The sequence below is a fragment of the Nocardioides cavernaquae genome, from assembly GCF_003600895.1.
In the GTDB taxonomy this organism is placed as follows: domain Bacteria; phylum Actinomycetota; class Actinomycetes; order Propionibacteriales; family Nocardioidaceae; genus Nocardioides; species Nocardioides cavernaquae.
This window is the reverse complement of sequence record NZ_QYRP01000002.1, coordinates 1,659,238-1,677,283: the sequence shown is the minus strand read 5'-3', so window position 1 is coordinate 1,677,283 and position 18,046 is coordinate 1,659,238. Positions and strand designations below refer to the sequence as shown.

20 protein-coding genes and 2 tRNA genes are annotated in these 18,046 nt (G+C 69.4%); 4 read left to right on the top strand and 18 right to left on the bottom strand.

Annotation, left to right across the window (positions count from 1 at the left end):
* The first annotated feature begins 97 nt into the window (after positions 1-97).
* Positions 98-1,387 carry a lytic murein transglycosylase gene (locus D4739_RS08180; protein ID WP_220699255.1) on the top strand — a complete coding sequence of 430 codons (1,290 nt, stop codon included), beginning with the start codon at positions 98-100 and terminating at the stop codon, positions 1,385-1,387.
* A gap of 4 nt (positions 1,388-1,391) precedes the next feature.
* Here the strand turns inward: D4739_RS08180 and trmB are convergent, their stop codons facing one another.
* The 7 genes from trmB to D4739_RS08145 form a co-directional block, all read right to left on the bottom strand.
* Positions 1,392-2,168 (bottom strand): tRNA (guanosine(46)-N7)-methyltransferase TrmB, encoded by a 777-nt coding sequence (gene trmB / locus D4739_RS08175; protein WP_120060142.1) that lies wholly within the window; start codon positions 2,166-2,168, stop codon positions 1,392-1,394.
* 176 nt (positions 2,169-2,344) lie between these two features.
* Positions 2,345-3,538, bottom strand: coding sequence for an elongation factor Tu (gene tuf / locus D4739_RS08170; RefSeq protein WP_120060140.1), 1,194 nt, complete (start codon positions 3,536-3,538; stop codon positions 2,345-2,347).
* A gap of 77 nt (positions 3,539-3,615) precedes the next feature.
* A complete protein-coding gene (gene fusA / locus D4739_RS08165) occupies positions 3,616-5,730 on the bottom strand; it encodes an elongation factor G (RefSeq protein WP_120060139.1) in 2,115 nt (704 codons plus the stop codon).
* Positions 5,731-5,804: 74 nt separating this feature from the next.
* Positions 5,805-6,275, bottom strand: a complete 471-nt coding sequence (rpsG, locus tag D4739_RS08160; protein ID WP_120060137.1) for a 30S ribosomal protein S7 — start codon at positions 6,273-6,275, stop codon at positions 5,805-5,807.
* Positions 6,275-6,646, bottom strand: a complete 372-nt coding sequence (rpsL, locus tag D4739_RS08155) for a 30S ribosomal protein S12 (protein ID WP_120060136.1) — start codon at positions 6,644-6,646, stop codon at positions 6,275-6,277. Before rpsL ends, rpsG begins: the two co-directional genes overlap by 1 nt.
* A gap of 163 nt (positions 6,647-6,809) precedes the next feature.
* The gene (locus D4739_RS08150; RefSeq protein WP_120060134.1) at positions 6,810-8,072 is read right to left on the bottom strand and encodes an MFS transporter; all 1,263 of its coding nucleotides are present in this window, start codon (positions 8,070-8,072) and stop codon (positions 6,810-6,812) included.
* On the bottom strand, positions 8,069-8,518 hold the full coding sequence (locus tag D4739_RS08145; RefSeq protein WP_120060133.1) for a MarR family winged helix-turn-helix transcriptional regulator: 450 nt from the start codon (positions 8,516-8,518) through the stop codon (positions 8,069-8,071). The genes D4739_RS08150 and D4739_RS08145 overlap by 4 nt, the downstream gene beginning before the upstream one ends.
* Before the next feature lie 71 nt (positions 8,519-8,589).
* Here D4739_RS08145 and D4739_RS08140 point away from each other — a divergent pair, with 71 nt between their 5' ends.
* Positions 8,590-8,871, top strand: coding sequence for a DUF2530 domain-containing protein (locus tag D4739_RS08140; protein WP_238473575.1), 282 nt, complete (start codon positions 8,590-8,592; stop codon positions 8,869-8,871).
* On the opposite strand, the gene D4739_RS08135 is transcribed toward D4739_RS08140, so the two are convergent.
* Positions 8,868-9,641, bottom strand: a complete 774-nt coding sequence (locus D4739_RS08135) for a DUF3027 domain-containing protein (protein ID WP_238473574.1) — start codon at positions 9,639-9,641, stop codon at positions 8,868-8,870. The two genes, D4739_RS08140 and D4739_RS08135, sit on opposite strands and share 4 nt — an antisense overlap.
* 100 nt (positions 9,642-9,741) lie before the next feature.
* On the opposite strand from D4739_RS08135, the gene D4739_RS08130 reads away from it, so the two are divergent.
* Positions 9,742-11,160 (top strand): MFS transporter, encoded by a 1,419-nt coding sequence (locus tag D4739_RS08130; RefSeq protein ID WP_120060129.1) that lies wholly within the window; start codon positions 9,742-9,744, stop codon positions 11,158-11,160.
* A gap of 28 nt (positions 11,161-11,188) precedes the next feature.
* On the top strand, positions 11,189-11,599 hold the full coding sequence (locus D4739_RS08125) for a DUF4190 domain-containing protein (RefSeq protein WP_120060127.1): 411 nt from the start codon (positions 11,189-11,191) through the stop codon (positions 11,597-11,599).
* A 1-nt stretch (position 11,600) separates the two neighbouring features.
* On the opposite strand, the gene D4739_RS08120 is transcribed toward D4739_RS08125, so the two are convergent.
* The 10 genes from D4739_RS08120 to D4739_RS08075 form a co-directional block, all read right to left on the bottom strand.
* Positions 11,601-12,683, bottom strand: coding sequence for a UDP-N-acetylmuramate dehydrogenase (locus tag D4739_RS08120; RefSeq protein WP_274380509.1), 1,083 nt, complete (start codon positions 12,681-12,683; stop codon positions 11,601-11,603).
* A 62-nt stretch (positions 12,684-12,745) separates the two neighbouring features.
* Positions 12,746-12,916: a 50S ribosomal protein L33 gene (rpmG, locus tag D4739_RS08115; RefSeq protein ID WP_056536155.1), complete on the bottom strand. Its 171-nt coding sequence runs from the start codon at positions 12,914-12,916 to the stop codon at positions 12,746-12,748.
* 50 nt (positions 12,917-12,966) lie between these two features.
* Positions 12,967-13,043 (bottom strand) — tRNA-Met (locus tag D4739_RS08110).
* A 52-nt stretch (positions 13,044-13,095) separates the two neighbouring features.
* Positions 13,096-13,167 (bottom strand) — tRNA-Thr (locus D4739_RS08105).
* A gap of 132 nt (positions 13,168-13,299) precedes the next feature.
* Positions 13,300-13,989 carry a class III extradiol ring-cleavage dioxygenase family protein gene (locus tag D4739_RS08100; RefSeq protein WP_120060121.1) on the bottom strand — a complete coding sequence of 230 codons (690 nt, stop codon included), beginning with the start codon at positions 13,987-13,989 and terminating at the stop codon, positions 13,300-13,302.
* A complete protein-coding gene (folP, locus tag D4739_RS08095) occupies positions 13,986-14,846 on the bottom strand; it encodes a dihydropteroate synthase (protein WP_238473572.1) in 861 nt (286 codons plus the stop codon). Before folP ends, D4739_RS08100 begins: the two co-directional genes overlap by 4 nt.
* Positions 14,847-14,850: 4 nt before the next feature.
* Positions 14,851-16,251, bottom strand: coding sequence for an amidase (locus D4739_RS08090; RefSeq protein WP_120060119.1), 1,401 nt, complete (start codon positions 16,249-16,251; stop codon positions 14,851-14,853).
* 41 nt (positions 16,252-16,292) lie between these two features.
* Entirely contained in the window at positions 16,293-16,997 is a 705-nt protein-coding gene (locus tag D4739_RS08085) for an LrgB family protein (RefSeq protein ID WP_120060117.1), read from the bottom strand.
* A complete protein-coding gene (locus D4739_RS08080; protein ID WP_120060115.1) occupies positions 16,994-17,344 on the bottom strand; it encodes a CidA/LrgA family protein in 351 nt (116 codons plus the stop codon). Before D4739_RS08080 ends, D4739_RS08085 begins: the two co-directional genes overlap by 4 nt.
* Entirely contained in the window at positions 17,341-17,976 is a 636-nt protein-coding gene (locus D4739_RS08075) for a DNA-3-methyladenine glycosylase I (protein WP_120060113.1), read from the bottom strand. The genes D4739_RS08080 and D4739_RS08075 overlap by 4 nt, the downstream gene beginning before the upstream one ends.
* Positions 17,977-18,046 lie beyond the last annotated feature (70 nt).

The following is an 18,046-nucleotide window of genomic DNA, read 5'->3' as shown; positions in this document are numbered from 1 at the left end:
GGAACAGTGCAATCCAGACGATTCACCGACTGCAACCGGCCCGATTCATGCGGCCACGATCGGCGTTCAAGCTCATCGACCTGAAGGAACCACGGCAGTGAACACCACCGCCCGGCACACCAAGACACTCTCCGCCCTGGTCCCCCTGGCCCTCCTGAGCGCCGGCTGGACCGCTCACCTCGCGGTGCCGGACGACGGCGCCGGCCAGCCCGCGCTTCCGGCTGGCTCGGCGTCCGCGCGGGCCGGATTCGAGGAACCGGTGGAGTTCCCTGCGAGCACGACGCGGCCGGTCCTTCCGACGACTCGGCTGGTGGCCGGCCGCACCGCCAGCGCCATCCCGCCGCGCGCGGTCGGCGGCTACCAGCTTGCCGAGGCCGTGCTGGCCACCGCAGACGGCGACTGCCACCTGCAGTGGGAGCTGCTCGCTGCCATCGGCCGCGTCGAGTCCGACCACGGCCGTCATGGAGGCGGCGGCCTCGATGCACAGGGGTCGGTGCGGCCCTCGATCGTCGGGCCGGCGCTGGACGGCAAGGAGGGGTTCGCCGCGGTGGCCGACACCGATGGCGGCGAGTTCGACGGTGATGCCCGCTGGGACCGCGCAGTCGGACCGATGCAGTTCATCCCGACCACCTGGGCCGTGGTGGGCGTCGACGCCGACGGCGACGGCCGCCGCAACCCTCAGGACATCGATGACGCAGCGCTGGGCGCTGCCGTGTACCTCTGCTCAGGAGACGAGGACCTGGCGACCATCCCCGGGCGCGAGGCCGCCGTCCTGCGCTACAACAACGACCCGACCTATGTGGACACCGTCCTGCACCTCTTCGCCGAGTACGCCGCCGCGCCGGCACCGACCGCTCTGGCGATCACGGCGGGCACCCGTCTCGACGACACCGCGAACTCGGCTGCCCAGGCAGTCGCCGCGTCCCCGGCCCGCGGCGCCCAGGTGTCACCCGGACACTCCACGAAGGGCTCCACCACGACCGCATCTCCCGGAGCCGCTGCCCCGAGCGTCCCCGTCGCCTCCGGCGGAGCCGACAACCAGCAGCCGGTTCCGGCGGACGAAGCGGGATCAGGCAGCGCGGTCGACCAGCCCGGACCCGACGAACCGACCAGCCCGGCACACGAGCCGGCCCTCGAGCCCTGCCCGACCGAACCCGCCGGCGTGACCGATCCGGAGACCGCTCCGACGCCCGGGTCCTGGATCGGGGAAACGGGTTCGGCAGGCGACGATACGCTCGCGGAGGGCACGATCGAGCCGGGAGATCCAGGGGACCCCGGTGAGACCACACCGTGCGTGGCCCCCGATGGCACGGAGGGCGATGGCACGGAGGGTGGCGCTGCGCCCGGCACGCTGGAGCCGGCCGGGCCCGGCGCCGAGCAGCCGTGACGGCTCAGGTCCTGCGATAGGTCAGATCGACAGGCTGGCGGTCCTCGGCCAGTCCACGACGCTCGAACTTCGTCACGGGCCGCTCGGACCAGCGCTCGCTCACACCGCCGTCCAGGGTCGGTTCGGTCGCCATGACCTCGACGATGTGGTCGGCGTAGTCCGCCCAGTCCGTCGCCAGGCGCCAGGCGCCACCCTCGACCAGTCGCGACGAGGCCACCGAGACGAACGGCTGGTTGACCAGGCGCCGCTTGTGGTGGCGGACCTTGTGCCACGGGTCCGGGAAGAGCGTCCAGAGCTCGGTGATCGAGCCGGGAGCGAAGAGCTCGGTGAGCGACCACGCCGCGTCGACCGTGCACAGGCGGGCGTTGGTCGCGCCCACGGCGTCGAGCCGGGCGAGGGTGTCGGCCACCCCGGGCATCCAGACCTCGAACGCGAGGACGTTCACCTCCGGGTGCGCAGCGGCGTACGACGCGGTGGTCTCCCCCACGCCTGAACCGATCTCGACGTACAGGGGTGCCTCGCGCCCGAACCACGCAGCGTTGACGTCGAGCGGCGCCTCGACACCCTCCACGTCCGTCGTCCCGTAGACCCAGCGCTCTGCCAGCCGGTCCCAGGCGTGCGCCTGCTTGCTGGTGAAGCGGCTGCCTCGCCGGGCGTACGAGAGGACCTCCCGCATCGGGCGCCCGTCGTCGGTCAGCCGGACATCGGGTCGGCCTTCGGGGGACGCATTCCGGCTACGGGCGAGCTTGCCCTGCCGGTTGGTGATCTCGTTCGGTTCCATCGCGCCGGAAAGTCTAGGTGCGCTGCAGGCTCAGGCAGAAATGGCACGAGGCCCCGCCTCCCTTGCAGGAGACGGGGCCTCGAGTGAAGCAGTCAGATCACTTCGTGATCTGCCACGCCTTCGGCGCGGCGATCACTCGATCGCCTCGGCCACGAGCAAGCTCGCGGCGCTCGGGCTCACTTCGTGATCTTGGTGACCCGGCCGGCGCCGACGGTGCGGCCACCCTCACGGATCGCGAACCGCAGGCCCTCGTCCATCGCGATGGGCTGGATGAGCTCGACCGACATCTCGGTGTTGTCACCCGGCATGACCATCTCGGTGCCCTCGGGGAGGGTAACGACGCCGGTCACGTCCGTCGTGCGGAAGTAGAACTGCGGGCGGTAGTTGTTGAAGAACGGCGTGTGACGGCCACCCTCCTCCTTCGAGAGGATGTAGACGTTCGCCTCGAAGTTGGTGTGCGGGGTGGTCGTGCCCGGCTTGATGACAACCATGCCGCGCTCGATGTCCTCGCGCTTGGTGCCACGAAGCAGGAGGCCGACGTTCTCGCCAGCCTGGCCCTCGTCGAGCAGCTTGCGGAACATCTCGACGCCGGTGACGGTCGACTTCTGGGCGACCTCGCGGATGCCGATGATCTCGACCTCCTCGCCGACCTTGACGATGCCGCGCTCGATGCGACCGGTGATGACGGTGCCACGACCGGTGATCGTGAAGACGTCCTCGACGGGCATGAGGAAGGGCTTGTCGGTCTCACGCTCGGGCTGCGGGATGAAGTCATCCACGGCCTGCATGAGCTCAACGATCGACTCGCCCCACTTCGCGTCGCCCTGGAGCGCCGGGAAGGCAGCGATGCGGACGACGGGGATGTCGTCGCCGTCGAACTCGTACTCGGAGAGGAGCTCGCGCACCTCCATCTCGACGAGCTCGATGAGCTCCTCGTCGTCGACCATGTCGCACTTGTTGAGCGCGACAACCAGCTGCGGCACGCCGACCTGGCGAGCGAGCAGCACGTGCTCACGCGTCTGGGGCATGGGACCGTCGGTGGCGGCGACCACGAGGATCGCGCCGTCCATCTGGGCCGCACCGGTGATCATGTTCTTGATGTAGTCCGCGTGACCGGGGCAGTCAACGTGCGCGTAGTGGCGCGCCTCGGTCTGGTACTCGACGTGCGCGATCGAGATGGTGATACCGCGCTGACGCTCTTCGGGAGCCTTGTCGATCTCGTCGAACGGCGTGAACGGGTTCAGGTCCGGGTACTTGTCGTGCAGCACCTTGGTGATCGCCGCGGTAAGGGTCGTCTTACCGTGGTCGATGTGACCGATCGTTCCGATGTTGACGTGCGGCTTGGTCCGCTCGAACTTCGCCTTAGCCACTGGGGCTCCTCCTGGTGTGGGTTGTTACTTGACTCGTGGGGGTACTGCGGTGTTGCGTGCCGAGGGTCCGGACGAGATTACTCGCCGCGAACCTTCTTGATGATCTCGTCGGCGACGTTCGTGGGAACCTCGGCGTACGAGTCGAACTCCATCGAGTACGACGCCTGGCCGGAGGTCTTGGACCTCAGGTCGCCAACGTACCCGAACATCTCGGAGAGCGGGACGAGGGCGGACACGACGAGATCGCCGTGACGCTCCTCCTGGGCGCGGATCTGGCCGCGACGGGAGTTGATGTCGCCGATCACGGTGCCGAGGTAGTCCTCGGGGGTCGTGACCTCAACGGCGAACATCGGCTCGAGAAGGACCGGCTTCGCCATGCGAGCAGCCTCCTTGAACGCCTGGTTTCCGGCGATCTTGAACGCGAGCTCCGAGGAGTCGACGTCGTGGTAGGCGCCATCGGTCAGCGTGAACTTCACGTCGACCATCGGGTAGCCGGCAAGGATGCCGAACTCCATGGCCGCCTGGCCACCGTTGTCGACCGACGGGATGTACTCGCGCGGAACGCGACCACCCGAAACGGTGTTCGCGAACTCGTAGCCAGCACCGAGTCCGGTCTCCGGGTTGATGTTCGGCTCGAGGTCGATGATGACCTTGGCGAACTGGCCCGTGCCACCGGTCTGCTTCTTGTGGGTGTAGCTGTGGCCCTTGACGCTGCCGCGGATGGTCTCGCGGTAGGCGACCTGCGGCTTGCCGACGGTGGCCTCGACCTTGAACTCGCGCTTCATGCGGTCGACGAGGATCTCGAGGTGAAGCTCACCCATGCCGGCGATGATCGTCTGGCCGGTCTCCTCGTCGGTCTTGACCACGAAGGTCGGGTCCTCGTCGGAGAGGCGCTGGATGGCGACGCCGAGCTTCTCCTGGTCGGACTTCGTCTTCGGCTCGATGGCGACCTCGATCACCGGGGCCGGGAAGGTCATCGACTCGAGGACGACCGGCTGGGCCGTGTCGGACAGGGTGTGGCCCGTCTTGGTGTCCTTGAGGCCCATGACGGCCACGATCTGGCCGGCGCCGACCGACGCGATCTCCTCACGCTTGTTGGCGTGCATCTGGTAGACCTTGCCGATCCGCTCCTTCTTGCCGTTGGTGGCATTGAGGACGGTCGCGCCAGCGGTGAGCTTGCCGGAGTAGACCCGGACGTAGATCAGCTTGCCGAGGTGCGGGTCGGTCGCGATCTTGAACGCGAGCGCGGCGAGCGGCTCGTCGTCCGACGGCTGCCGGGTGATCTCGACCTCTTCGTCGTTCGGCTTGTGACCGACGATGGACTCGACGTCCATCGGGGACGGCAGGTAGTCGATGACAGCGTCGAGCAGGGGCTGGACGCCCTTGTTCTTGAACGCGGTGCCACACAGGATCGGGTTCAGCTTGTCAGCCAGGGTCGCGCGACGGATGGCGGCCTTGAGGGTCGGGACGTCGAAGACGTCGCCTTCCTCGAGGTAGACCTCCATGGTCGGGTCGTCGGCCTCGGCCAGCGTCTCGATGAGCTTCTCGCGGTACTCGGCGGCCTGGTCGGCCAGATCCGCGGGGATCTCCTCGACGACGTAGTCCTCGCCCTGGGCGGTCTCGCCGCGCCAGACCTTGGCGTTCATCTCGACCAGGTCGACGACGCCGATGAAGTCACCCTCGGCACCGATCGGGAGCTGAAGGATCAGCGGGGTGCTGTTCAGCTTCTGGATGATCGAGTCGACCACGCGGTAGAAGTCACCACCGGTGCGGTCGAGCTTGTTGACGAAGCACATCCGGGGAACCTTGTACTTGTTCGCCTGGCGCCACACCGTCATCGACTGGGGCTCGACACCAGCGACGCCGTCGAACACCGCGACAGCACCGTCGAGGACGCGGAGCGAACGCTCCACCTCGACCGTGAAGTCAACGTGACCCGGGGTGTCGATGATGTTGATCTGGTGGCCCTTCCACCAGCAGGTCGTCGCGGCGGACGTGATCGTGATGCCGCGCTCCTGCTCCTGCTCCATCCAGTCCATGGTGGCGGCGCCCTCGTGAACTTCACCGATCTTGTAGCTGATGCCGGTGTAGAAGAGGATGCGCTCGGTGGTGGTGGTCTTGCCAGCATCGATGTGCGCCATGATGCCGATGTTGCGGACAGTCGTCAGGTCCGTGGTGATGTCAACAGCCACTGTGCGTCGCGTTCCTTAGGAAGTTTGTGGGCGGTGGGCGGCGGGACGCACCCGGAGGTGCATCCCGCCAGCAATCACCAGCGGTAGTGAGCGAAGGCCTTGTTGGACTCGGCCATCTTGTGGGTGTCTTCGCGCTTCTTCACAGCGGCACCGAGGCCGTTGCTCGCGTCGAGGATCTCGTTCATGAGGCGCTCGGACATGGTCTTCTCGCGACGGTCGCGGGCGTAGCCCACGAGCCAGCGCAGGGCCAGCGTGTTGCCACGGTTGCCCTTGACCTCGATCGGGACCTGGTAGGTCGCACCGCCGACGCGGCGGGACTTGACCTCGATGGCCGGCTTGACGTTGTCGAGGGCGCGCTTGAGGGTGACGACCGGGTCAGTGCCGGTCTTCTCCTTACAGCCTTCGAGGGCGGTGTAGACGATGCGCTGGGCAACGGCCTTCTTGCCGTCCTGCAGCACCTTCGACACGAGCTGGGAGACAACGACGACGCCGTAGACCGGGTCGACGTCGATGGGACGCTTGGGAGCGGGACCCTTGCGAGGCATTACTTCTCCTTCTTCGCGCCGTAGCGGCTGCGGGCCTGCTTGCGGTTCTTGACACCCTGGGTGTCGAGCGAGCCGCGGATGATCTTGTAGCGAACACCGGGAAGGTCCTTCACACGGCCGCCGCGCACGAGCACGATGGAGTGCTCCTGCAGGTTGTGGCCGACACCCGGGATGTAGGCCGTGACCTCGACGCCGGACGAAAGGCGCACACGGGCGACCTTGCGGAGGGCGGAGTTCGGCTTCTTGGGGGTGGTCGTGTAGACGCGCGTGCAGACGCCACGGCGCTGCGGCGAACCCTTCAGGGCAGGCGTCTTGGACTTCGACACCTTGTCCTGGCGGCCCTTGCGGACCAGCTGCTGAATAGTGGGCACCGGGTGGTTCCCTTTCTTGATATCGCTCTCACGCAACGGCGCTCTGCCGAAGCGGTAGTGGATCGGGAACTGCCGCTCGCGCGGTGGTGCCCGGCCTGCGCCGTTTCCGGGCAGGCGTAGACGTCTGGACATGCCAGACACGAGGAGACAGCCTACGCGCCCGCTAGGAGCGGGTCAAAACGGCGTCGGCCTCTGCATCGGCCCCGGGAACTGGCTCCTGCTGGCGCCCCAGCAGGAGCCAGGCGAAGAGGGCGCCGGCGATGGTGAGCGACCCACCCAGCCACAGCGTGGCCCGCGCCCCCAGCTCCTCGCCGATCCACCCGATGAAGGGCGACCCGATCGGCGTCCCGCCCATGAAGACCATCAGGTAGAGCGCCATCACCCGACCGCGAACCGCGGGTTCGGTGTTCAGCTGCACAAAGGCGTTGGCCGAGGTCACGACCGTCATCGCGCTCAACCCGATGAGCGGCACCACCAGTGCGTAGACGGCGTACGTCGGGGAGAAGGCGGCAGCGACCTCGACCAGTCCGAAGACGATCGCGGCCACGACCACGAGCCGTGGGCGTACGACGGCGCGACGGGCCGCGATCAGTGAGCCGGTCAGGCTGCCGATCGCCATGAAGGAACCGAGCAGGCCGAAGCCACCGGGCCCGCGATCGAAGACCTGGGTCGCCATCAGGGCCGAGGTCATCTGGAAGTTGAGGCCGAACGTGCCGGTGAAGAAGACGACCAGCATCACCAGCTGCAGGTCGCGGCGACCCCTCACATAGGCGATGCCCTCGCGGATCGCGCCCGGGCCGCGCATCACGGGAGTGGCGGGGTCGAGGCGGCTCACGTCGAGGTGGCGCAGGCTCCAGATGGGTGCGGCGAAGGTGAGCCCGTTGAGCAGGATCACCCAGCCGGTCGCCTCCGCTCCCCCACCGAGCAGGGCGATCAGCAGTCCGGCCAGCGCCGGGCCGACGATGCGCGCGGCGTTGAAGCTGGCGGAGTTGAGGCCGACGGCGTTGGTCAGCTCGTCCTGGGTGACCAGCTCGGAGACGAAGGACTGGCGGGCCGGCGCGTCGAACGCGGCGCCGATGCCGAGCACCAGAGCGAGCACGTAGACGTGCCAGACCTCGGCCAGGCCCAGGACCGCGAGCAGGCCGAGGACGCCGGCCGGGACCGCCATCGCGGCATTCGTGACCTGGAGCAGCCGGCGCTTGGAGACCCGGTCAGCGACGAGACCGGCAACCGGCATCAGGACGAGGAAGGGGAGGAACTGCAGGCCGGTGGTGATGCCGATCGCGGCACCACTGCCGCCGGACAGGACCAGGACCAGCCAGTCCTGGGCGACGCGCTGCATCCAGGTGCCGACATTGGAGACGACACCGCCGGCAGCGAAGCGGCGGTAGTTGGGGTTGGACAGGGCACGGAACGTTGGACTCAAGCGGTGGCGATCCTCTCCAGCAGGGGCGCCGCCTGGCGCAGCACCGCCCGCTCTTCCGGGGTGAGCTCCTTCAGGCGCTGCGCCAGCCAGGCATCACGCCGGCCGCGCTCGCGCACTACGGCTACGCGTCCGGCCTCACTGATCTCGATGACGACCTGGCGCCCGTCGGTCTCGTTCTTGCGGCGTACGGCGTAGCCGCCGTCGACCAGGCAGCCGACCGTGCGCGTCATCGACGGTGGCCGGACCCGCTCGCGGTCAGCGAGCTGCCCGACCGTCTGCGGTCCCTCGCGGAAGAGGAGGCCCAGCGCCGACAGCGAGCCCAGGCCGAGCTCGAGCCCGGGGTCGCGCTCGTTGCGGAGCCGCCGGCCCAGACGGGCGACCGATGTGCGCAGGGCGGACGCCAGGCCGGCATCGGTGCGGGCGAGTTGCTCGATCGAGGGGCTCATGTCACCCACGATAACTAGTTAGCCTCGCTAAGTATTCCGGATGCCTGTGGCTCAGGACTACTGTGTGCTGCGTGGATCCCCTCGACGAGCAGCCGATGGTGCATGAGATCGGCAAGCGCACCTACCTCGTGGCCGACGTCGATCCACTGGACGTCGACGGAGTGCGCACGATCGAGATCGGCACGGCCCTGTGGCTCGTCGCCTTCCTCCTGCTGCTGCCGTTCTACGGCAGGCTCGAGGAGACCGGTCGCACCTGGTGGCTGTGGACCTGCATGGCCGGCTTCGGCCTGGGCCTCTTCGGAGTGGAGATCTGCCGGACCCGCCGCAAGCGGCGCGGCACGCGCCGACGCTAGAGCTGCTCGAACTCGTCGCTGGTCAGCGTGTCGAATGCGTGGTCCGCGGGCGGGAGCGGCTGCTGCTTGCGCGACAGCTGCACCTCGGAATGGGCACCGCAGCCGTGGTCGAAGCTGACCACACGACCGTCGTCGTTGGCGTTGCCGTTGGCGCAGACACCGAAGACCTCGGAGAGCGGGCCGGCCAGGCGCACGAGGAAGCCACAGCTGGTGCACTTCGCCGGAGCGGACTGGGCAACTGGCGCCTCGGGGCCGCCGTCGCCGTCGTACCAGCGCTGAGCGGCGAGCTCGCGCCCCTCGACCGAGAGGGTGCGGACCCGGCCGAGGCCAAGGTCCTGGGCCACCTGGCGGATCTGGGCCTTGTCATCGGCGGAGAGCGGGTCGTCGCCGAAGGAGTACGTCGGGACGAGACGCGGGTCGTCGTCCTCGACCGGGAGCAGGTCGCCCGGGGACAGGTCGCCGGGACGGATGCGGTCCTTGTAGGGAACCCACTGCGGGGCGATGATCGCGTCCTCGCCGGGGAGCAGCACGACCTCGTCGATCGTGACGAGGTCCTGGCCCTCGGCGCGGGCGACCGTGACGGACCACTTCCACCCGCGGTAGCCGGCACGCAGGCAGTCGAAAGCGTGGGTCGCGACGTGGTCACCCTCCTGCACCGCGCCCAGCGCGGGGCCGACGTCGACCTTGTCGACCTGCTCGAGCAGGGCCGCGAGGGCGATGTCGACGGCACCCAGCAGGATGGCGTCAGAAGGGGAGGTGGTGGCGATCACGCTCGGATTCTCCCCCATGCCTCCCCGTATTGTCTTGTCGGGTCCCGACATGTCGGCACAACTGGCCGGAGATGTGGGTGCGACCGGGAAGGATGGGGGCATGACGAGCCAGCCACCGGGCGAGCCCACCGACTCCAGCGCAGCGGATGCACCCCCGCCGCGCTTCCGCAGGGCGCTTGAGGTCGGCGCGCGCGGCGTGGGTGGTGCAGCCCGCGGCACGGCCCGTGGCACCGCCCGTGCCAGCCGCGCGACCTACGTCGCGGCACGGCGCGCAGCACAGGCAGAGGGCGCCGGCCAGTCGGGACTCTCACGGCTGATCGGGCTGCACGCCTTCAATGCTGCCGGTGACGCTGCGGTCGCGATCTCGCTGGCAGGCACGCTCTTCTTCCAGGTGCCGAGCGGGGAGGCGCGCGGCCAGGTCGCCCTCTTCCTCGGGCTGACGATGCTTCCGTTCGCGATCGTGGCACCCCTGATCGGGCCGTTCCTCGACCGCTTCAGCCATGGCCGCCGCTGGGCGATCGGGACGACGATGGCGATCCGCGCCTTCCTCTGCTGGACCCTTGCGACGGCCATCGCCACCCAGTCCACCTGGATGTACGCCGCGGCGCTCGGCGTGCTGGTCTCCTCCAAGGCCTACGGCGTCACCAAGGCAGCCGCCGCTCCCCGCCTCGTGCCACCCGGCGTCACCCTGGTGAAGGCCAACGCCCGGATCTCGCTGGCCGGAGTCGTCGGCGCGGCGTTGTCGGCGCCCATCGCCGGCGCGGCGGCGTACTTCGGCGCGGAGTGGTCGCTGCGCTATGCCTTCGTCGTCTTCGTCATCGCGACGATCCTCGCCATCCGGCTGCCCGACCGGGTCGACTCGTCGGCGGGCGAGGTGCGACTCGAGCTCATGCCGGGGCCGTCGTCGACCTCTGCCGACACGCCACGCCAACGCTCGCGCCGGATCCCGCCGGCGGTCTCCTTCGCCCTGCGCGGCAACTGCGGCCCGCGCTGGATGTCGGGGTTCCTGACGATGTTCATGGCCTTCCTGCTGCGTGAGCACCCGATCCCGGGCTTCCGGCCCGAGGTCCTGCTCGGACTGGTCATCGGTGCGGCCGGCCTCGGCAATGTCCTCGGCATCGCGCTTGCCTCCCTGACCCGGCGGATCAACCCGCCGGTGACCGTTGCCCTGGCCCTGCTCGCAGACGCGGTGATGGCACTCGTCGCGGCGCTCTTCTACGGGCTCGCCCCGCTGCTGGCCCTCGGCCTCGTTGCCGGGCTTGCCCAGTCACTCGCCAAGCTCTCCCTCGACTCCACCATCCAGCGCGACGTGCCGGAGCGGGTCCAGACCAGCGCGTTCGCACGCTCCGACACCATGTTGCAGCTGGCCTGGGTGGTCGGCGGCTTCGTCGGCATCGTCATGCCGCTCAATCCGCGCCTCGGCCTCGGGGTGGCCTGCGCTGTGCTCGTCGCGTGGGGGATTTTCGTCATCGTGACCAATCCGGTCCGCACAGCCCGGCAGCCCCGAACCGCGTCCTGACACCTTCGGCGCGTGCTTGGATTGCGCCATGACCACGCCTCCCGAGCCGCCGTCCGACCAGCCTCCGGCGTACGGCCAGGTGCCGCCGCTGCCGCAACCGCCGCAGGGCCCACCGCCGGGCTACGGCTACTCCTATCCGCCCGTCCCGCCGAGTGATGGCCAGGCCATCGCTGCGATGGTGCTCGGCATCATCGCCCTCGTCGGGATGTGTGCCTACGGGTTCACCCTCCTGCTCGCCCCCGTCGCGCTCTTCCTCGGCCGCTCCTCGATGAAGCGGATCGATGCAGCCCAGGGTCAGCTGGGAGGCCGCGGCCTGGCCCAGGCCGGCTTCATCATGGGCATCATCGGCACGGTGCTCCTGGCGCTGAGCATCCTGGCCGTCGGCGCTTTCATCGCCTTCCTGGCCAGCGACTTCTTCGGCGCCTTCGGGAGCTACTGAGTCAGAGCGCGACGCCGACGGCCACCGGCTCGTTGACCAGCGCGACGCCGAAGGCCTTCTCGACCCCGTCACGGATCTCTCGCGCCAGCGCCAGCAGTTCCTCGGTGGTGCCGTTGCCGCGGTTGGTCAGCGCGAGCGTGTGCTTGGTGGACAGGCTCACGCGCCCCCCGTTGAGGTCCAGGCCATAGCCCTTGGCGAAGCCTGCGCGCTCGATCAACCAGGCCGCGCTCGACTTCACGGTGCCGTCGGGCTGCGGGTAGCGCGGGGCGTCATCCGGCAGCGCGGCCGACTGCTCGGCACTCAGGTGAGGGTTGGTGAAGAACGACCCGGCGCTCCAGGTGTCATGGTCGGTCGCGTCGAGCACCATGCCCTTGCTGCGCCGCAGGGCGATCACCTCGCGGCGTACCTCGGCGAGCGGGGCGCGATCGCCCTGCTCGACGCCGAGCGCTCGGGCCAGCTCGGCGTACCTCACCGGGGCGCCGAGAGTGCCGCAGCGCAGCTGGAAGGTGACGTCGAGGACGACGTGGCGCGCCGGGTCGGCCTTGAACCGGCTGTGCCGGTAGCCGAAGCCGCACTCGGACGCGGTGAAGGTGCGGATGCCACGCAGCCGGCGGTCCCACACGCGGACGCTGGCGATGGTGTCGGCGACCTCCTGGCCGTAGGCGCCGACGTTCTGGATCGGCGTGGAGCCGACGGCGCCCGGGATGCCGCTGAGCGCCTCGATGCCGACCCACTCGCTGGCGACGGCCCGCGCGACGAACGCGTCCCAGTCCTCACCGGCCGCCACGGTGACCATCGCGCCGCTGCAGCTGGGGCCGTGACAGGCCTCCACGTCGCTGCGGACGCCGGCGGTCGCGACCTTGATGACGACGCCCGGGAAACCCTCGTCCGCGACGACCAGGTTGCTCCCGCCCGCCACGAGGAGCACCGGGGTGCCGGCGGCGTCTGCGCTGCTCACGGCCTCGACGAGCTCGGCCTCGGTGGTCGCCTCGACGTACGACGCTGCGGGGCCGCCGAGGCGGAGGGTGGTGAGGTCACTCAGGAGCACACGGGTCAACCTATCCGGTCCAGAGGATTGCGAAATGGCGCGAGGGCGACCGCCCGTTGCCGGGTGGCCGCCCTCGCGGTGTCTGGGTGCCGCTGGTGTCAGCGGGTCTCGCGGTGCGCAGTGTGAGTGCGGCAGCGCGGGCAGAACTTCTTCAGCTCCATGCGGTCGGGGTCGTTCCGACGGTTCTTCTTGGTGATGTAGTTGCGCTCCTTGCAGTCCACGCACGCGAGCGTGATCTTGGGGCGAACGTCGCTGCTCTTGCTGGCCACTGGGAGTCCTTCGGTCTGGGTGGTGCTGCTGTGAAGCTGGAATGTGCTGGTGGTAGCGGGGGCGGGGATCGAACCCGCGACCTCACGATTATGAGTCGTGCGCTCTAACCACCTGAGCTACCCCGCCACGGAGAATCAGGCGGTCCCGCCGCTCTCGCGACAGGCCCTCCGTATCTCAGGGCCCCCTGTCCGGATTGAACGGACGACCCCTTCCTTACCATGGAAGTGCTCTACCACTGAGCTAAGGGGGCAACGAGGGAGAACATTACAGACCGCCAACCGGCGCGCAAAATCGAGTCCCGATGATGAGCCTCACACAGCCAATTTCACGCTCAGGAGGGTTTGTTTCGGGGTGTCACTTGAGACCAGTTGCGGAGCTGTCCTCAAGGACGCCAGACGGCGACGAAGTAGGTCAGGCCGAGCGGGTCCCCGCGCCAGCCCAGCCAGCCCGACCCACGCGGAACGAGCCAGCCAATCACTGGCCACGTGTGGCGTCCAGTAACCATGAGCTCGACCGCCAAGGTGGCGTCGAGACCTGCCAGGCTCTCGCCATCGCCAGACTCCAGGCTCGCGGCAACGGCGTCGTCGAAAGCGAACGAGCGCTCGTCGATATGACCCGGAGCCCCCTGGCTCCGCGCTGCAGCACCGTCGCCGAGGACGATCACTGCCGTCTCGCAGGTCGGAGCCAGAAGGTCGAGGAAGTCGGACATGGGTTCGCCGTCTGTGCACTCGACGTATCGGACCGGGAGATCCACTCCTGCGAGATCGAGCAGGTGCCCACCCACCTGCTCGGCGAGTGACCGGGGCTCGCCATGCACGGCGCCCGAGCGCGATGGATCGCGCCAGTCACCGGGAGCCTCACGGCCGCCGACCGGGCAGAGCACCACGACGTCCAGCGCACCCGCGCACGTTCCGCCCACTGCCGCGACTGCCGCCGCCCGAGCCTCTTCGAGCGGATCAGCGGTGCCTGAGAGATGCCGGAACATCAGCGGAGTCATCGGCACGAACGCGATTCCGATGATCCCGTCCGATAGTCGCGACGTCCGGCTGCGGATGCGTTCCCGGAAGATCACGCGAGTGCCCTCGTCGTGCGGGCGGGCGGGCGGATGCCCTGGATCGAGGCGACCATGTCGAGCACCTGGCGGGTCTCGCGCACCTCGTGCACGCGGTAGACCCGGGCGCCGTGCCACGCAGCGATCGCGGTGGCGGCCAGCGTGCCCGTGAGGCGCTCGCTGGTCGGCAGGTCGAGGGTCTCCCCCACGAAGTCCTTGTTGCTCAGCGAGACCAGCACCGGCCAGCCCGTGCCGACCATCTCGTCGAGGCGGCGAGTGATCTCCAGGCTGTGCCAGGTGGTCTTCTCGAAGTCGTGGGCCGGGTCGATCAGCAGCGACTCGCGTGCCACGCCGGCCGCAAGTGCGCGGTTGGCCAGCGCCACGGTGTCGTCGATCGCGGCACGCACGACATCGGCGTACGACACGCGGTGGGGAGGCTGGCGCGGGGTGGCGCCGTTGGTGTGGGTGCAGATGTACGCCGCGCCGTGCTCTGCGGCGACCTCGACCAGGCCCGGATCGTGGCCACCCCAGGCGTCGTTGAGCAGGTCGGCCCCCGCCTCGCAGACCGCACGTCCGACCTCGGAACGCCAGGTGTCGACCGAGATCACGATGTCGGGGAACTCGTCGCGGACCCGGGCCACGAACCCGACGGTGCGCTGCAGCTCCTCGGTGACGTCGACGACGTCACCGGGTCCTGCCTTCACGCCCCCGATGTCGACGATCTCGGCGCCGTCCGCGACAACCGCCCGGACCCGCTCGAGCGCGGCATCCTCCGCGTAGGTGGCGCCGTTGTCGTAGAACGAGTCACGGGTCCGGTTGACGATCGCCATGACGAGCAGGCGGTCGTCCGGAAAGGTGTGGCGGCCCAGCCTCAACACGCGCTCAGCACACCGGACCCTGGATGCGGGCGAAGGGCCGCGCCGCCTCGAGCTCGAGCCCGAGGGCGAGCAGCAGGGCATCGCGCCCGGCGCCCGCACCGAACATCATGCCGAGCGGCATGCCGTCGACGGTGTTCGCCAGCGGGAGCGACAGGGCAGGCGTGCCGGTCGCGTTCTGCAGCGGAGTGAAGGCGACCCAGTCGAGCAGCCGCTCCTTCAGGGTCTCGTAGGGCAGCGCCGGGTCGAGCTCACCGATCACCGGCGTCGGGGCCGCCACGGCGGGCGTCAGCACGACGTCGTACTGGCGGAAGACCCTGGCCGCCGAGCGGCTGCTCGCTGCCAGCCGGGCGATCGCGGGTCCCGTGCGGTGGATGTTGCGCAGCGCGTGGCGCTCGAGCCCCCGCGTCAGGTTGTCGAGCCGCGAGATGTCGAACGACCTGCCGAACCGCAGCCTCCCGGTGCGGACCACGCCGAGGGCAAGCAAGGACCAGTAGAGGAGGAAGTCGTCGGGAAGGCTCGCGGGCACCGGCGGGTCGATCTCCTCGACGTGGTGCCCGAGCTCCTCCAGCAGTCCGGCGGTCTTGAGCGTCTGCTCGCGCACGTCCGGGGTGGCGTCGCGGTCGATGGAGCTGGTGACCACAGCGATCTTCAGCCGGCCACGCACCGGCTCGGTGACGTCGCCGACCGGCCGCAGGCCCGGGTTGCGCCAGACCAGCTCGGCCTCGCGGAAGAACGCCGCCGTGTCGCGGACGCTGCGCGTGACCACGCCGTCGGCGACGATGCGCACCGGGATCTCGCGCATCATCTTGTCCTGGAGCGTCCGGTTGCGCGTGGGCTTGAGCCCGACCAGGCCGCACGCGGCGGCCGGGATGCGGATCGAACCACCGCCGTCGTTGGCGTGGGCCAACGGGACGACACCCGCAGCGACGTACGCCGCGGAGCCGGCCGAGGACGCACCCGAGCTGCGCGTGGTGTCCCAGGGGTTGCGGACCGGCCCGAGGCGCGGGTGCTCCGCCGAGGCGCTGAATCCGAACTCCGAGAGCCGGGTCTTGCCGATCGGCTGAAGGCCCGTCGCGCGGAACATGCGCGTGAGCTCACCGTCGGTCGCCTTGGGCCTGCCCACGAAGGCGTCCGTGCCCTGCAGCGTCGGCATGCCGGCGACGTCGCAGTTGTCCTTGATGAAGGTCGGCAGGCCGCCGAAGAAGCCCGTCGGCGGCTCGCCGTCGCCGGCATCGAAGGCGGGGTGGGCCAGGCCGTTGAGCACCGGCTCGACCACCTGCAGCCGGGCGACCACCGCATCGCGGAGCTCGGAGGGCGAGACCTGGCTCGAGGCCAGCAGACCGGCGAGGGCGACGGCGTCATGGTCCGCCAGCGCGTCGTCCGTGAAGGCATGCACACGACTCATGGGCCGAGGTTAGTCCTTCCGCTGAACGATCTGACGGAGGGTCAGAGGAAGTGCAGCACCACTGGCACGAGTGCGCTGATCAGCAAGGCGGTGATGCCCATCGACAGACCCGAGAAGGCGCCTTCGGTGGCGTCCTCCCGCAGTGCCCTCGACGTACCGATGCCGTGGCTGACCGCACCGATGGCCAGGCCGCGAGCGCGCCGGTCACGCACGCGCGCGGCAGTGAGGACCGCAGGCGCGGCGACCGCACCGATGATGCCGACCACGATCGCGAGGACCGCAGTGAGCGAGGACAGGCCACCGATCGTGTCCGAGACCGCGAGGCTCACCGGGGTGGTCGCTGCCTTGGGCGCCATCGTCAGCTCGAGCACCCGGTCGCCGCCGAGCACCCGGACCGCCAGGACCCCGGTGACGATGCTGACCACGGCACCGACCGGCAGTGCGATCAGCATGGGCACGAACATGCGGCCGAGGTGATGGGCCTGGCGGTGGAGGGGTACGGCGAGAGCCACGGTCGCGGGGCCGAGGAAGAAGCCGATGATGCCGGCGCCCTCGGAGTAGTCGGAGTAGTCGACGTCGAGCAGCTCGAGGGCGACACCGATGAAGACGATGGCGATCAACACCGGCTGCGCGAGGGCGTGGTCGCGGCTGAGCCGTCGCACCTCGAGGCCGAGGCGGTAGCCGAGCAGGGTCAGGAAGATCCCGAGCAGGGGCGAGGTGCGCAACCAGTCCAGCGTCTCGCTCATCGCGTCGCCGCCTTGCCGAGGAGGAGCGTCACGAGCCAGCCGACGGTGACCAGGCCGGCGACCCAGGAGATCAGCAGCGCGCCGACCAGCGGGAGCGGGTGGTCGCCGATCACGCCGAGCAGGGTGATCACGCCGACGCCGGCCGGGATGAAGAGCAGCTGCAGGTGCTTGAGCAGCGCATCCGAAGTGCGGAAGACGTTGGCCTCGCGTGGCGGCCGGCGGAGCTGGAGCAGCGCGAAGAGGATGACCATGCCCAGCACGGGGCCCGGCAGCGGGAGGCCGGTGGTGCGCACGACGACCTCCCCGACGAGCTGGCACAGCAGCAGCCAGAGGAGTCCGTTGATCATGTGTCAGTGCCCGCGGTCAGCGCAGCGATGCCGCGGCGGTGGCAACCGGCGAGGTGGGTGTCGACGAGGCCGAGTGCCTCCCACAGCGCGTAGAGCGTGGTCGGTCCGACGAACGAGAACCCGCGCTTCTTGAGCAGCTTGCTCAGCGCGAGCGACTCGGGTGAGCTCGGGACGAGGTCCGTGGTGGTGACGGGCGCGGGACCCGGGACGGGCGCGCTCGCACGGATCAGCGACTCCAGGCTTCCCTCGGGGCCGGCGCCGCGGAGTGCGACGGTGGCCCGGGCATTGGTGATCGTCGCGTCGACCTTGGCGCGGTTGCGCACGATGCGGGCGTCGGCGAGCAGGGCGTCGCGCTTCGCCCCGTCGTACGACGCGATGCGGTCGACGTCGAACCCGTCGAAGACCTCACGGAACGCGGGCCGCTTGCGCAGGATCGTGGCCCAGCTCAGGCCGGACTGGAACGCCTCGAGGGTGAGCCGCTCGAACAGTGCGCTCTCCCCCACGACAGGCACTCCCCACTCGGTGTCGTGGTAGTCGCGCATCTCCCCCGGCTCCGCAGCCCACGGGCAGCGCGCGAGTCCGTCCTCGCCGACGAGCACGCCGACTCCTTCTGGACCGCCTCCCTCTGACATGCGCACATCTTGGCAGTTGACGTCCTGCTGGCCCAGGTCGGATGCCCGCGGCGGGCTGGCGAAGAAATAG